Genomic DNA, 13,386 nt, shown 5'->3' on the forward strand with positions numbered 1-13,386 from the left:
TGTGACGGGCCGGGTCAGCTGGAGATGCGCGATGATCCGTACCGCCACCGTTCTCGTTCTGCCCCTTGCGGTGCTCGCTTGTGCACCCGTCGAAGACGATCAGCCCTTCGTCAGCAAGGCCCCTGCAGCCACCGTCACCGGCGAACCGCAGCGGTGCCTCAATGCCTCCACGATCAGCCGGACCATTGTGCATGACGACCGCACGATCGATTTCAAGGTAGGCTCGCGAACCTGGCGCAATACGCTTCCCAACAGCTGCCTGCACCTCGGCATCCGGCGCGCCATCAGCTACGACGTACGCGGCAACTCGCTCTGCGAAGGCGAGGTAATTTACGTGCTGGACGGCCCCGGCAGCCCATCCCAACGCGGTGTATCATGCGCGCTGGGAGAATTCGTGCCCGTGGAGCCAGCTAAAGCGAGCTGATCGTCACACGTCGTCCGCCGACACCATTTCCCCTGTGTCGATTTCGCCGGTCATCACCGCCACGGTCGTCGCCACAGCAGCATCGCCGCTGACATTGGTCGTGGTGCGCATCATGTCCATTATCCGGTCGACGCCGGCGACGAAGGCGATCGTTTCCAGCGGCACGCCGACGGCACCGAAGACCAGTGCCATCATGATCAGTCCGGCACCCGGGATGCCTGCAGCGCCCACCGCGCCCAACGTCGCGAGGATCGAAATGAGGAAGTAATCGGCCCAGCTGAGGTCGACGCCGAAGATCTGCGCGCCGAACAGCGTGGCGAGCCCCAGATACATCGCCGTGCCATTCATGTTGATGGTCGCGCCAAGGGCAATCACGAAACTCGCCACGGAGTTCGATACGCCCAGATTGCGCTCCGCACAGCGCAGCGTCACCGGGAGCGTCGCGTTGGAACTGGCGGTCGAATAGCTCACCGCCATCGCATCGATGATCCCGCGGAAGAAATCGCGCACGGGCAATTTGGCGAGAAACTTGATCATCGCCGAATACATGACGAAAATGATCAGCAGGCATCCCGCGTAGTTGAGCGCCACGAGTTTTCCGAGCGCTAGCAGCGCATCGAAGCCCAGGGTTCCTGCCACCCACGCCATCAGGGCGAAAACGCCGAAGGGGGTGAGTTCCATCACCACCATCGTCACCTTCTGCATGATGACGGCCCCGCTATCGAAGACCTTCTGAACCGGGAGCCCTTCCTCCTTCGCCATCAGGATGCCGATACCGATGAGCATGCTGAACACGATCAGGGGGAGGACCGAAACGTCCGCCATGACCTGTACCGGGCTTTCGGGCACGATCGAAAGGATCATGTCGACTGCCGTGGTCGGGTTGGGTTCGGGCGTTGCGCCCATTTCGATCGCGCTGGTGTCCACCCCGCTGCCCGGTGCGACCAGTGTGCCGAGCCCCAGGCCCAGCCATACGGAGATTTGACCGGTCACGACGAAGAGAAGCATCGCTCGCCCGCCGACTGCGCCAAGCTTGCGCAGGTCGCCAATAGCGGCAACGCCCGACACGAGGCTGAAGAAGATGAGCGGAACGACCAGCATCTTGATCGACCTGATGAAGAAATCGCCGATCCACTTGATCGATTCCGCATCCGGGCCCCACGCCCAGCCGGTGAGCACGCCGAGGATGAGCGCAGTTATCACGCGCTGCCACAGCGGAATTTCGAACCAGGTCTTCAGCATGCGATCCCTCCCTCGTGCCCGCTAGCGGGCCAGCGCATCCCTAGCAATGCGCGTATAGATGCGGCTTAGCGTCGAAAGGTCGGCCATGGCTACTGCTTCGTCACGCTTGTGCATGGTTGCGTTGCACAGGCCGAATTCGATGACCGGACACACAGCCCGCAGGAAACGGGCGTCCGACGTTCCGCCAGTGGTGGAAGGTTCGGGCTCGACGCCGGTTTCCGCCTTTACTGCAGCATGGATGATGTCCGAAAACTGTCCCGGCGGCGTCAGAAAGGGTTCGCCGCTGACGATCGGCAGGGCGGTGCCGCCATGCTTTCTGGCGATGGCGGCGATCTGTTCGGATAGTGACGCGCCCGAATGGCAGTCGTTGAAACGGATGGAAATCCGCGCCTTTGCTCTTTCCGGGATGACGTTATGCGCCGGATTGCCGACCTCGAGATCGGTTATCTCGAGGTTGGACGGCTGGAACCAGTCGGTCCCTTCATCGAGTACCAGTGCATCCAGTTCGGCGAGCATGGCGACGAGCTTCGGGATCGGATTGTCGGCAAGATGCGGATAGGCGACATGCCCCTGTGTGCCCTCGACCTCCAGCCAGATATTGACCGAACCCCGCCGGCCGATCTTCATCATGTCGCCAAGGCGGTTCACGCTGGTAGGCTCGCCAACCAGGCACAGATCGGGCGTTATGCCCTCCGCGGCCATGTAATCGATGATCGCCCTTGTGCCATGCAGTGCGGGGCCTTCTTCATCGCCGGTAATGATGAAACTGATGGTGCCGGCATCGGCAGGAACCTGCGCGACCGCATCGACCATGCAGGCGATCGCGCCCTTCATGTCGACCGCGCCGCGCCCGTAAAGCAGGTCGCCGCGCTCTTCGGGCTCGAACGGCTCGCTCGCCCAGCCGCCGCCCGGCGGGACGACGTCCAGATGTCCGGCGAAAGCGAAATGCTTCGACCCTTCGGGGCCGCGCCGGATGGCGAACAGGTTCTCCACCGGCGCTTCGGGAGTGCCCTCCTCCCCGTCGCCGCGCATGAAGCGAGTGACCTCGAAACCGAGAGGGGCGAGCATGGCTTCCATCGCGTCGAACACCGACCCGGTAGCCGGGGTGATGCTGGGTGCGGCCATCAGTCGCTTGGCGAGGTCGATCACTTGCGTCATTCCTGCGTCGCTAGCAGGAGTGTACGACAATGCCCAAGCTCGATCTCGATGCCATTCCCCAGACCAATGCCACCGGTTATCCGGCGCCGTTCGATGCGGACGTACAAGGGCGCTGGTATCGCCGCCTCGCTCCGGCATCGGGCCTCACCCGCATGGGGGCAAGCCACGTTACGCTCAAGCCGGGCGCCTTTTCTTCGCAGCGGCACTGGCACCGCCTCGAAGACGAATTGGTCGTCATGCTCGCCGGCGAGGCCGTGCTGATCGAGGACGAGGGAGAGAGCATCGTTCGACCGGGCGATGTCCTTGCCTGGGCGGCGGGCGTGGAAAACGGGCATCGGCTGCACAATCGGTCCACGTCCGATTGCGTGTTCGTGGCGGTGAGCGCGGGCGACAAGGCCCGCGATTCGGGCGCATATCCGGATATCGACATGGTCTTCGGGCCGGATGGTTATACCCGTAGGGACGGCACGCCCTACCCTACCAAACGCCTTCCCTAATCGCTCGCCGGCTCCGGCAGGGGGCCGGGCTCGAACGCCGCGTCGAGATAATCGGCCATGCGCAGTCCGGCCTGTAATACCCGGTGCCGGGCGATCGGCAGCGAGCGGTCGATGATCGCCTGCGACATGTCGACCTCGTCAGGCAGATCCCCCTCGCACGGATCGCAGCCAAAGGTTTCGGGATAGATGAATTCCCGCGCGATTTCCCAGCTTTCACGCCCCCAGTCGGCGGACGTGCCGCCGGCCAGTTCGGCGCGCTCCTGCGCCGTATACCGCCGGGCTACCGGGGGATCGCCGCTGATCGCCCGTTCGGCCAGCGGGCCGTCCCACACCCAGTGGAGATTGAGCCCGGGCACGATCCCGTAGGTCGTTTCGCGATCGTTGCCGCCGCGATCGTCGAGGTCGCCCGAATGCAGCGGCATGTGGATGTCGCCGATGAAGTGGACGAGGAACGCCAGCGCCTCCACGCGCACATTGTCGGGCAGGCTTTCATCGGCAAGGATGCGCTGGTTGCGTTCGACCTGCGCGCTGACGCAATTGAGGCCGGAACAGTTCTTGCGCGCGTCGTATTCCTCGGTCACCGGCTCCGTCTGGTAGTGCCACGAAAAAGTGTAACCCCACCGCCAGTAGGCACCGCGCAGGCAATCCGGCCATACGGCCGCATCCTGCAACGTTTCGATGGCGCAATCGGGTGTGCCGAGCATCGGCGATGGCCGAAGCAGCCGTGCAATCTTCGCCCGCGTTTCAGGCCGCACGTTCTCCATCGCGATATCGGCGGTCACGGTATGGGCGTAAAAGCCCCATGCCTGCGCCTGCGCGGGGAAGAACAGCGCGCCCAGCGCAGCGATGGCGGTCAGCCAACCGTTTCGTATTGTTCGATAACCCATTCTTCGTTTTCCGATGCGGCGATCCATGCTTCCATCCACTCATGTTCCCACAGCGCCTGCATATAGGCGGCGGCGAAACCCGGGACGGGGATCTGATAGCTGATGAAACGTGACACTACCGGGGCGAAGAATACGTCCGCCGCGCCGAAAGTGCCGAACAGGAACGGCCCACCGCTGCCGAAACGGCTGCGCGCTTCGGCCCACAGGCCGAGGATGCGCAGGATGTCGGCCTTGCATGCCTCGCTCGGCTCGAAGCCGTCGAAGCGCTTGCGCACATTCATCGGGCATTCGCCGCGCAGCGCGGCATAGGACGAGTGCATTTCGGAAACCATTGATCGGGCCATGCCCCGCGCCACGGCATCCTTGGGCCAGAACCGGTCGCGCCCGACCTTGTCGGCGAGATATTCGAGTATGGCGAGGCTGTCCCACACCACCGCGTCGCCATCCCACAGCAGCGGCACCTTGCCCGACGACGGTCGGATCTGCCCGCCATGCTTGTCGGCTTCCCAGTTCTCGCCGAACAGCGGGACGACGATTTCCTCGAACGACAGGCCCGATTGCTTGGCGGCCAGCCACCCGCGCAGCGACCAGCTGGAATAGTTCTTGTTGCCGATGATGAGCTTCATGCGGTGCCCCTTGCGATTCGTCTGGGGGTTAGGCGTTCATCCGGTCGCTGTCGATGCTGAACGGTGGAGCAGATCCTGGCATTATACGGAGCGATGGGTTTGAACAGGAAGCCCATGGCGCCAGGCGCAGGTGGCTGTAGGAAAATGTCAAACGCTCGCCTATTCCATCACCATGACATTGCGCCCGTTCCACCTCGCCTTTCCCGTCCACGATCTCGCCGCGGCGCGGGAGTTTTATGGTGATGCCATGGGCTGCCGCGAAGGGCGCTCGAGCGACGAATGGGTCGATTTCGACTTCTACGGCCACCAGATCGTCGCTCATCTCGCCCCCGGCGGGGCGGGAGACCGGACAAGCAATCACGTCGATGGCCACGGCGTTCCGGTGCCGCATTTCGGCATCGTGCTCGCCATGGAAGACTGGCAGGACCTGGCCGACAGGCTGACGGCGGCCGGGGTCGAGTTCGCGATCGAACCGACGATCCGCTTCAGGGGCCAGCCCGGCGAACAGGCCACGATGTTCTTCCGCGATCCCAGCGGTAATGCCCTGGAGATGAAGGCCTTCGCCGACGATGCAATGCTGTTTGCGACGTAGTCGGTTTGGGGCACCTTCCCGCCAAGTCTCTCAAGAACTGGCCGCTTCTCTCCCGGATTCGTCGATCCATCGATTGCGCGCGAAGGCTTCGGGGCAGGTTTGCGATATCCAGTCGGTGATCCCTTCGCGGATATCGCACCGCAAATCGAACAGGGTTGGCGAATCCTTGGCGCTCATCAGAAGCCTGACTTCCTTGGTATCGCGCGTCGTCTCCGTCACCTGCGTAACCTGAACGCGTCCGTCCCAGCGCTTGTTGGCGTTGATCTGCCTTTCGAATTCCTGCCGGATCGGTTCCACGCGCGCTGCCGGGTCGAGATAGAGAAAGACCGTGCCGAGCAGCTTGGCTGTCGTCTTCGTCCAGTTCTGGAATGGCTCTTCGAGAAACTTGGTGGTGGGGACGATCAGTCGCCTTTCGTCCCATATCTTGACGACCACATAGGTCGTGCGGATTTCTTCGATCCAGCCCCACTCACCCTCGATGATCACGACATCGTCGATGTTGATCGGCTCCGTGGCTGCCATCTGCACCCCGGCGATGAGCGAACGCAGCGCAGGCTGTGCAGCAGCACCCACCGCCAGGCCGGCAAGACCGGCCGACGCGACCAGTGTCATGCCGATATCGCGCACCCCCGGGATCGATAGAAGCATCACCCCGACCGTTACGAAAATCACCAGGAATGTGGCGATGCGGTTGAACATGGCGAGCTTGGTCCGCCTTCGCCGTGCGCGCAGATTGTCTTCGACCGAAACGTCCGCGCTCAGGGCCATGGTATTCACCAGGGCATGCAGGACCGCCAGAACCATCCAGCCGATCAGGGCAGGCATGACGAAGCCGGCGACCTTCTGCCAGATTTCGTCCAGAAGCGGCAATTCCCGCGCCACGATAATCAGAGCGAGCGCGAGAATGGCGAAACGCGTGGGACGCCGGAGCCGGGACACCACGATGTTGTCGGCCTTGCTGCCACTTGCATCGGAAAGGTGCTGCAGCCCGCGGAACACCAGCCAATGCATAGCCAATGCAACCATCGCGACGAGCACGGCGATCAGAACCGCTTCCGCCACCTCTCCATGAAGGCCGATATCGGCACCGATGAAATCATTGATCCGGTCGAGCATTCGGCTTTCCCCGTACAAGGTTGTCGACCTCTCCCTGCAATCCGTCTGCGCGAACTCTCCTTCTACCAATGGCAACCGGAAGGCGAGGTTCCGTTCGGGACAAAGGTAGAGCTTCCGGCAAATGCGCCCTGCGCCCCTCGAAACGTGCTTTCGTCAGTGATGGCCTGAGCCAGACAGCCTGTCAGCGGCCCCCTTGTGAACCAAAGCATTACCTGATTTGATTGAGAGTATGAGCAGTCCAGACGTTCCGCAGGCTAGAGGCCAGTGCCCTTCATGCAGCGCCCCGATCACCTTCGCTCGAGCGAACTTGCTGAGGAGAGGCGTTCCCTTCGGTTGCAATGGGTGCGGCACGCAGTTGATCCTGCCAAAGGTTAGCATCCCATTCTTTTTCGGCGGCTTCGCTCTGATCGGGTTGTTGGGAAAGCATGTTGGCATTTGGGCGGTCTTGGTCGTTCTCGTTCTTTTTTCCTTGGCCGAATGGATGCGGGTGAAAGTCTCGCTCGCACCGCAGCTAGAAAGTTAGCTGCCCGCCTGCCGGAGCAAGCCCAAGCTCCTACCGGCTATTCACCCCCGCGCGGCCTTTGAACTGCGTCGGACCATTGCCTGAACGTCAGCTGGCAGCTTCGAAACACTCTTGCCTAGAGCCGCATCAGCCGCCGCCCCCCTTGCAGTCGTTCCATCGATGATCGATTGTCATGTGAAGCCACCGGAACAATCGCGAAGGAACAGACGAAACAATGCTTTGGAAACACGCCCTGCTAGGCATTGGCCTATTTCTCGCATCGTGCAGTGAGCAGTCCGAGCAGGACGCAATGACCGACACCCTCGCGAAGAGCATCCGTGTCGGAGAAGCTGCTACCGATGCCCGGCCCGGCTATGGCTTCGACCTTTATCCCGGCGCACAAGTTGTTGCTTCGATGATGAACGGCATGAGCCTGAGTATCCGGTCGGACGCCAGCTTCGAGGAAATCGTGACGTTCTACGAAAAACAACTCACTGAGAGGAAATGGGAGATCCAGAGCCGTAAGATGACTAACGGAAAGATGGTTCTAAAGAGTGTCAATCTTGCAAGCCGAGAAGAACTGATGAGCATCGCTATCGCTCCCGCAGAGAAATCTGGAAGATATAATTTGGTCTTCATCAAATTGCTCGTGGACAATTAGGCCCAAGGCTTACCGAGCGAAGCATCGACCAGCCCGCTTCCCACCGCAATTTAGGCCAGAACGGACGAACGCAACGCCACCTACCGGTCATTCTTCATCGCTGTGGCGTTATGCGCAATATGTCATTCGATCGGCAATTGACGAGCTATATTGGACTGGTCAGAACAGGCTGAGGTAATCGAAAGGGTTGTTACCCGGTAGTGAGGGTGACAATCCTGATCGGAATTTCAAAGACATGATGAGGGGATTTAATGTCCAGGTTCCTTAAGATGCCGTCACCCGAATTGGTATGGGCCTCGATGCAGGGTGTGGCTGTTGGCGCTGTATTGTACGCGATAGTGAAGTATAATTTTTTCATGTAGGTTATCGAGAGCCTCCGCCAAAAACGGCCGGGGCTTGTCGAGCCAAGAGTACACCCACCCGCTCTCGTCATTCCCGCGCAGGCGGAAATCCAGCCTGGCCCGGCGCGTCATCGCCGTCTCGCCAATGACTGCAGCCGTCCCCGCCACCAGCCGTAGGACCCCCTCTCGAACAATCCTATTTCTGCGCTAAATACTTGACTTTCATGCACCTTTTCGGCATAGACCCCGCCGGATCGGGAGGGCGCGAAAGCTGGTGCACCCCCTTCCTTGCCCCCATGGCCCGCGACGGCGGTGTCCGGAAGGGCGACGCGGCCGGTGCGAAAGGCGCGGGCGTCCAGATCGGGATCGGATGACCTCATCCGGATCGCAAGGACACCTCTCCTCCTTCACCGGATGCGGCAGGCAGTACGATAGCGGTTGCGGGGCCCTTTCGCCCGCGCGGACAGCGGCAGGGGCTCCACGCTTTGTAAGGCGAACCCTCCCCGTCGCACCGATTGCCCATGTCGCACTCGAGTATAATCGGGGTTCAGGTTCGTGTTCATGCCCTGCCGCCTGAAGGCTCCGGCAGTGCATGAAATATCCGTGCGATGCGGCCTTACCGCCCCTTCGCACGAGGCCCGGCAGGCAGCCACGCGAACCGCGCCGATACTTCCCGGCCACCGCCATCCCGCTCCCGGGCTACGCCGCGCGTCTCGCGCAAGGTTCGCCCCGGCCGCGTGATCTTGTTTTGTAGGCATTACAGTCCGGGCTCGCCGCCGGATGTTTTCGTGTGTGCGGAAACAACTGCTTCCGGCCATCCGCGGACGCGAACAAAGGACCGGTTCCGCGGTCTGCTAGACCCCCGCATCCCCCAGCACGGCAGCGCGCAGCTCGGCGATGCCCATGCCCTTTTCCGCGCTGGTTACGTGGATGTCGGGATAGGCAGCGACATGCTTGCGCGCTTCGGCCTGCGTGGCTTCGATGATCTTGGCGAGTTCGCTCGCCTTCATCTTGTCGGCCTTGGTCAGGACGACGCGGTAACCCACTGCCGCCTCGTCGAGCATCTTCATCATTTCGCGGTCGACATCCTTGGGGCCATGGCGCCCGTCGACCAGCACGAGCGTGCGCGCGAGGACGGGCCGGCCGCGCAGATAGGTGCGGACCAGCGCCTTCCACTTTTCGACCACTTTCACCGGCGCCTTGGCAAAGCCATAGCCGGGCATGTCCACCAGGCGGAAAACGGTCGGGTCGCCGACTTCGAAGAAGTTCAGCTCCTGCGTCCGCCCGGGCGTGACGGAGGCGCGTGCGATAGCCTTGCGTCCCGTCAGCGCGTTGAGCAGCGAACTCTTGCCCACATTGGAACGACCGCAGAAGGCGATCTCCGGCACGGTCGGTTCAGGCAGGAACTTTAGCTGCGGGGCCGAGAGGAGAAAATCCACCCGCCCCGAAAACAGCTTGTTCGCGCGCCGTTCGAGCTCGGCCCGTTCGGCAGCTTGTTCGTCGCTCATCCCCTGGCCTTCGCTTCGGCTTCGGCAGCCTTCTTTGCCTTTTCCTCGTCTATGGCAGCGCGCAGCTGCGGATGCCGTGAGTAGAGGTATTTCTGCTGCGCCACGGTAAGGATGTTCGAGGTGACCCAGTACAGCAGCAGCCCGGCTGCGAAGGGTGCCATCACGAACATCAGGATCCACGGCATGATGTTGAAAATCTGCTGCTGCATCGGATCCATAGCACTCGGATTGAGCTTGAACGTCAGCCACATGGTGAAGCCCAGCATGACAGCCAGCACGCCGACGCCGAAGACGATCATCAGGAACTGCGGCACCTGAATACCGACGAGCGAGAGCGCATTGGCGAGGTTTGCCGGATCGGGCGCGGCCAGATCCTTGATCCAGAGGAATTCGCGGTGCCGCATCTCGATGCCGAGAACCAGAACCTTGTAGAGCGCGAAGAAGACCGGGATCTGCAACAGCATGGGCAGGCACCCGGCAACAGGGTTCACCTTCTCCTGCTTGTACAGGGCCATGATCTCCTGCTGCTGCTTCTGTTTGTCGTCCTTGTACTTTTCCTGGATGGCTTTCATCTTCGGCTGGATGGCCTTCATCTCGGCCATGCTCGCAAAGCCCTTCTGGGCGATCGGGAACATGAGCCCGCGCACGATGAAGGTCAGCGCGATGATCGCGATGCCGAAATTGCCGACGGCTTCGTAGATCGTACGCAGCAGCCACAACATCGGCTTTTCGAACCAGCGGAACCAGCCCCAGTCGATGGCGAGGCCGAATTTCTGCAGGCCCGCGTCTTCATAACGATCGAGCACGACGCTTTCCTTCGCCCCGGCAAACAGCCGCGACGTAGTCGTCAGCGCCTGGCCTGCGGGAAGCGTCACCGCATCGTAGATCATGTCGGCACGGTAGATTTCGTTACCGAGCGCCCGGAATGTCGCGGTGGGCGCGCTGCCGGTCTGCGGTACCAGGGCCGACAGCCAGTAGATATCGGCAAAGCCCGACCAGCTCGGCCGACCGGCCGGTGTGATGGTCTGCGCTTCGTCGACATCGTCATAGTCGATGCCGTAATCGGCCGCGTCGGCGAACACGCCGATCGGTCCGGAATGCGCGATCCAGAGATCCTCGCTCGCCGTGCGGCTGGTCCGGTTGACGTAGCCATAGGGCTGGACGACCGCCGGGTTCGGCCCGGTATTGGTAACTTTCTGTTCGACCGTGAACATGTATTCGTCGTCGATCGAATAGCGGATCGACGCGCTGACGCCGTCACCCAGATCGTGCGTAAGCGTCACCGGCGTTTCGCTGGTGAGGACACGGCCATCGGCCTGCCAGACGGCATCGTCGGCAATGCGCGTGCCGTTAATGAGATAACCGAACTGCGCGAATTGCTGGGCAGGCGTCCCGTTCGGCGAGAACAGGCGTACCGGCTCACTGTCGTCGCCTGTTCCTTCCATGTGATCCTTTAGGACCACGTCGTCGACCACGCCGCCGCGCAGATTGATCGAGCCCGCAACGCGCGATGCATCGATGCGGATACGCTGCGGGCTGGCCAGCGCCGTCTTGAGGTCGGCTTTTTCCTGCGCCTGCAGCGCCGGATCGACAAGCCCGCCGGTGCGCGTGTGGCGCGTGGCAGCAGGCGCCTGCCCATCGGCAATGGCAGCCTGTTCGGCCGGGGTATCGGCCTTGTCCTGAACCAGCGCCTGTTCGGGCTGCGGATAGAAAAAGTCCATCGCCGAAGTCCAGCCCACGAGCAGCAGGAAGGAAAGCGCAATGGCGATGATCACGTTGCGATGGTTGTCCAAGGTCGGTCCCGTCTATGTCCGGTCGAAAATCTGAATGTGGGGCGGTGTCTTAGCCTGTCAAGACAGTGCTAGGGCACCGGGTCGTGGCCATGACCGCCCCAGGGGTGGCAGCGCATTATACGCTTCGTCGCCAACCATCCACCCTTGATCGCACCGTATTTCGTCAACGCCTCTATGGCGTACTGGCTGCAGGATGGCTGATAGCGGCAGGTGGAAGGCAGAATGAGGCTGGGCCCCAACTGCCAGAAGCGGGCAATCCAGATGAGCGGATACTTCATGCCCGGCGGCTCCGGCGGTGGCGCGGCGGGCGCGGGCGGTCGCCCTTGCCTTCCGCGGCGCGGGTCAGGGCCGCGGCCAGTTCGGTGCGCAAGGCAGCGAAATCACGCTCCACACCGCCGTCACGGCCGATGAGGATGTGGTCATGGTCGGGCAGCCCGCCTTCCGGCAGCGCCGCCCACAGGAGTTCGCGAAAGCGCCGTTTCATCCGGTTGCGGACCACGGCGTTACCGATCTTCTTGGTCACCGTTATGCCGTACCGCTTGCCCTTCCCGCCATTGGGATTGGCCAGCAGCACGAAACCTGGGCGCGCAACGCGCAACCCCCGATTCGCAGCAAGGAAGTCGCTGCGCTTGCCGATCACGGAAAGAGATGGATGCATGGAAGCCAGATACGCGAACGGGCCCCCGAATGGGAGCCCGCCAGCATTTTCGGTGATTGTCGCCACGCCTGAGGCGCAGCGGCTCATATCACGCGCAGAGCTTCTTGCGGCCGCGGGCGCGGCGAGCGCGGAGAACCTTGCGGCCACCCGGAGTAGCCTTGCGAGCGAAGAAACCGTGGCGGCGTGCACGCACGAGGTTCGAGGGCTGGAATGTCCGCTTCATCGGATCGTCCTTACAAAAGAATTTCGTTCAGTTTCGGCACGTACGAATCGCGCCAAGAAAAAGGGCCGCTGCTGCCAGCGACCGCCTACAGGGCCGCGCGATTAGGCGAAGCCCGCCTTGTCGTCAAGAGAAAGTAACGTCGGCATAGGCCAGATTCGGGGCCCGTTGCACCGGCTTTGACTGCGCGCGCACCGTGGCAGGCTGCGGGTGCGCAGTCCAGCGGCGCATGTCGCCGGCACCAAGCCACAACGCGCCGTGATGCGGTACGGAATTGGTAAAATCGTAAAAGGCACGGGCCTGATCGCTGCTCATGCCCATCTCGCGATAGTATTCGAGATACTGTCGGTTTTCCGGTGAATCGATCGAAAAATCACCCGCCTCGCGGCCATAGGGATCCATCCAGCTATGCACTGCGAATTCGGCCCCCTGGCTTATGTCCCGCTGAATGCCGGCGAAGAAAAGCTCGACCGCGCCCGACCGTACCGACCCGATGGCCGGAACATGCGTTACCAGCCTCGCAGCGCGAATCATGCGCCCCAAGCTGAGATTTGCGCGATCGTCCTGGGTGCCCGGACATTCAACCAGGTCGAGCTGGCGCAGACGGGGGAAATCCCTCAACATCGCGCGAAACTGGCCGGGCGTGGAAGCATCGGTTTCACCGATCATGGCTACCCGCCTGTCGTCGAGTACGAGGAACGGCCCATATTGTGCGATGCCGTCGCGATAACTGCGGAAACGGCGGTCGACGAATGCGGGCGGTGTCCAGGCGGGCAAGGCCGCAGCCTCATAGGCTTGCGGTCGGATCGCAGCGAACTGCAGGGTTTCTGCATGTTGCGGGACCGTCGGTCGGGCTGCCCCGGTCGAAGCGATCGCCTGCCCCTGATGTGTCTTTTGGATGGAGGGCATCGACACATACACCACTGGCAGATTGACCAGCGCCAGCGATTGGGCGGAAATCGGCGATGCGATCAGAGCGCCGAGGGTGGACAGCAGGAGCGCAGCAAAGCGAAACATGTCGCATGCGTGCAGCAAAGCAAGTTTCCAGCTTGCCAATGCATATGCCTAAAGTGTTGTTAGGCATGATTCTTCGCCGTGGTTCTGAACCCGCTTTCCGCTCGACATTCGTCTGGCTTGCCGTCATCACACGGGCGAATTCGG

The 13,386-nt window shown here is 62.0% G+C and carries 16 protein-coding genes; 5 read left to right on the forward strand and 11 right to left on the reverse strand.

Annotated elements, in window-relative coordinates:
- The first annotated feature begins 31 nt into the window (after window positions 1-31).
- A complete protein-coding gene (locus ACIGGE_RS00740) occupies window positions 32-424 on the forward strand; it encodes a hypothetical protein (RefSeq protein WP_397489122.1) in 393 nt (130 codons plus the stop codon).
- 3 nt (window positions 425-427) lie between these two features.
- Here the strand turns inward: ACIGGE_RS00740 and ACIGGE_RS00745 are convergent, their stop codons facing one another.
- Together ACIGGE_RS00745 and dapE are read right to left on the reverse strand one after the other, a co-directional pair.
- Window positions 428-1,666 (reverse strand): dicarboxylate/amino acid:cation symporter, encoded by a 1,239-nt coding sequence (locus tag ACIGGE_RS00745; protein WP_397489123.1) that lies wholly within the window; start codon window positions 1,664-1,666, stop codon window positions 428-430.
- 21 nt (window positions 1,667-1,687) lie between these two features.
- Window positions 1,688-2,824, reverse strand: a complete 1,137-nt coding sequence (gene dapE / locus ACIGGE_RS00750) for a succinyl-diaminopimelate desuccinylase (RefSeq protein WP_196846894.1) — start codon at window positions 2,822-2,824, stop codon at window positions 1,688-1,690.
- A gap of 29 nt (window positions 2,825-2,853) precedes the next feature.
- On the opposite strand from dapE, the gene ACIGGE_RS00755 reads away from it, so the two are divergent.
- The gene (locus ACIGGE_RS00755) at window positions 2,854-3,321 is read left to right on the forward strand and encodes a cupin domain-containing protein (RefSeq protein ID WP_222828263.1); all 468 of its coding nucleotides are present in this window, start codon (window positions 2,854-2,856) and stop codon (window positions 3,319-3,321) included.
- On the opposite strand, the gene ACIGGE_RS00760 is transcribed toward ACIGGE_RS00755, so the two are convergent.
- Entirely contained in the window at window positions 3,318-4,208 is an 891-nt protein-coding gene (locus ACIGGE_RS00760) for a S1/P1 nuclease (protein ID WP_397489124.1), read from the reverse strand. The two genes, ACIGGE_RS00755 and ACIGGE_RS00760, sit on opposite strands and share 4 nt — an antisense overlap.
- On the reverse strand, window positions 4,175-4,834 hold the full coding sequence (locus tag ACIGGE_RS00765; RefSeq protein ID WP_103022340.1) for a glutathione S-transferase family protein: 660 nt from the start codon (window positions 4,832-4,834) through the stop codon (window positions 4,175-4,177). Before ACIGGE_RS00765 ends, ACIGGE_RS00760 begins: the two co-directional genes overlap by 34 nt.
- A 172-nt stretch (window positions 4,835-5,006) precedes the next feature.
- Between ACIGGE_RS00765 and ACIGGE_RS00770 the strand changes: the two genes are divergently transcribed.
- Complete coding sequence (locus tag ACIGGE_RS00770; protein WP_397489908.1) at window positions 5,007-5,426, forward strand: VOC family protein; 420 nt, start codon at window positions 5,007-5,009, stop codon at window positions 5,424-5,426.
- A 30-nt stretch (window positions 5,427-5,456) separates the two neighbouring features.
- Here the strand turns inward: ACIGGE_RS00770 and ACIGGE_RS00775 are convergent, their stop codons facing one another.
- Window positions 5,457-6,542, reverse strand: a complete 1,086-nt coding sequence (locus ACIGGE_RS00775) for a mechanosensitive ion channel family protein (protein WP_397489125.1) — start codon at window positions 6,540-6,542, stop codon at window positions 5,457-5,459.
- Window positions 6,543-7,354: 812 nt separating this feature from the next.
- Here ACIGGE_RS00775 and ACIGGE_RS00780 point away from each other — a divergent pair.
- The gene (locus tag ACIGGE_RS00780; RefSeq protein ID WP_397489126.1) at window positions 7,355-7,705 is read left to right on the forward strand and encodes a hypothetical protein; all 351 of its coding nucleotides are present in this window, start codon (window positions 7,355-7,357) and stop codon (window positions 7,703-7,705) included.
- 565 nt (window positions 7,706-8,270) lie between these two features.
- Complete coding sequence (locus ACIGGE_RS00785) at window positions 8,271-8,420, forward strand: hypothetical protein (RefSeq protein WP_397489127.1); 150 nt, start codon at window positions 8,271-8,273, stop codon at window positions 8,418-8,420.
- Window positions 8,421-8,900: 480 nt separating this feature from the next.
- Here the strand turns inward: ACIGGE_RS00785 and yihA are convergent, their stop codons facing one another.
- From yihA to ACIGGE_RS00815, 6 genes are all read right to left on the reverse strand, one after another.
- On the reverse strand, window positions 8,901-9,554 hold the full coding sequence (gene yihA / locus ACIGGE_RS00790; protein WP_103022334.1) for a ribosome biogenesis GTP-binding protein YihA/YsxC: 654 nt from the start codon (window positions 9,552-9,554) through the stop codon (window positions 8,901-8,903).
- Window positions 9,551-11,347, reverse strand: coding sequence for a membrane protein insertase YidC (gene yidC, locus ACIGGE_RS00795; RefSeq protein ID WP_397489128.1), 1,797 nt, complete (start codon window positions 11,345-11,347; stop codon window positions 9,551-9,553). Before yidC ends, yihA begins: the two co-directional genes overlap by 4 nt.
- 68 nt (window positions 11,348-11,415) lie before the next feature.
- Window positions 11,416-11,625, reverse strand: a complete 210-nt coding sequence (gene yidD / locus ACIGGE_RS00800) for a membrane protein insertion efficiency factor YidD (protein ID WP_103022332.1) — start codon at window positions 11,623-11,625, stop codon at window positions 11,416-11,418.
- Window positions 11,622-12,005 (reverse strand): ribonuclease P protein component, encoded by a 384-nt coding sequence (rnpA, locus tag ACIGGE_RS00805; RefSeq protein ID WP_103022692.1) that lies wholly within the window; start codon window positions 12,003-12,005, stop codon window positions 11,622-11,624. The genes yidD and rnpA overlap by 4 nt, the downstream gene beginning before the upstream one ends.
- A gap of 88 nt (window positions 12,006-12,093) precedes the next feature.
- Window positions 12,094-12,228: a 50S ribosomal protein L34 gene (rpmH, locus tag ACIGGE_RS00810; RefSeq protein WP_057884309.1), complete on the reverse strand. Its 135-nt coding sequence runs from the start codon at window positions 12,226-12,228 to the stop codon at window positions 12,094-12,096.
- Window positions 12,229-12,351: 123 nt separating this feature from the next.
- Complete coding sequence (locus ACIGGE_RS00815) at window positions 12,352-13,281, reverse strand: alpha/beta hydrolase (protein ID WP_397489129.1); 930 nt, start codon at window positions 13,279-13,281, stop codon at window positions 12,352-12,354.
- Between the last annotated feature and the right edge of the window lie 105 nt (window positions 13,282-13,386).

The sequence above is a fragment of the Qipengyuania sp. NPDC077410 genome (assembly GCF_044543405.1).
Classification (GTDB): domain Bacteria; phylum Pseudomonadota; class Alphaproteobacteria; order Sphingomonadales; family Sphingomonadaceae; genus Qipengyuania; species Qipengyuania pacifica.

Excerpts from the sequence above, each read along its gene's own strand:
- ACIGGE_RS00740 (WP_397489122.1), top strand. The coding sequence starts at position 32 with ATGATCCGTACCGCCACCGTTCTCGTTCTGCCCCTTGCGGTGCTCGCT.
- ACIGGE_RS00745 (WP_397489123.1), bottom strand. The coding sequence starts at position 1,666 with ATGCTGAAGACCTGGTTCGAAATTCCGCTGTGGCAGCGCGTGATAACT.
- dapE (WP_196846894.1), bottom strand. The coding sequence starts at position 2,824 with ATGACGCAAGTGATCGACCTCGCCAAGCGACTGATGGCCGCACCCAGC.
- ACIGGE_RS00755 (WP_222828263.1), top strand. The coding sequence starts at position 2,854 with ATGCCCAAGCTCGATCTCGATGCCATTCCCCAGACCAATGCCACCGGT.
- ACIGGE_RS00760 (WP_397489124.1), bottom strand. The coding sequence starts at position 4,208 with ATGGGTTATCGAACAATACGAAACGGTTGGCTGACCGCCATCGCTGCG.
- ACIGGE_RS00765 (WP_103022340.1), bottom strand. The coding sequence starts at position 4,834 with ATGAAGCTCATCATCGGCAACAAGAACTATTCCAGCTGGTCGCTGCGC.
- ACIGGE_RS00770 (WP_397489908.1), top strand. The coding sequence starts at position 5,007 with ATGACATTGCGCCCGTTCCACCTCGCCTTTCCCGTCCACGATCTCGCC.
- ACIGGE_RS00775 (WP_397489125.1), bottom strand. The coding sequence starts at position 6,542 with ATGCTCGACCGGATCAATGATTTCATCGGTGCCGATATCGGCCTTCAT.
- ACIGGE_RS00780 (WP_397489126.1), top strand. The coding sequence starts at position 7,355 with ATGACCGACACCCTCGCGAAGAGCATCCGTGTCGGAGAAGCTGCTACC.
- ACIGGE_RS00785 (WP_397489127.1), top strand. The coding sequence starts at position 8,271 with ATGCACCTTTTCGGCATAGACCCCGCCGGATCGGGAGGGCGCGAAAGC.
- yihA (WP_103022334.1), bottom strand. The coding sequence starts at position 9,554 with ATGAGCGACGAACAAGCTGCCGAACGGGCCGAGCTCGAACGGCGCGCG.
- yidD (WP_103022332.1), bottom strand. The coding sequence starts at position 11,625 with ATGAAGTATCCGCTCATCTGGATTGCCCGCTTCTGGCAGTTGGGGCCC.
- rnpA (WP_103022692.1), bottom strand. The coding sequence starts at position 12,005 with ATGCATCCATCTCTTTCCGTGATCGGCAAGCGCAGCGACTTCCTTGCT.
- rpmH (WP_057884309.1), bottom strand. The coding sequence starts at position 12,228 with ATGAAGCGGACATTCCAGCCCTCGAACCTCGTGCGTGCACGCCGCCAC.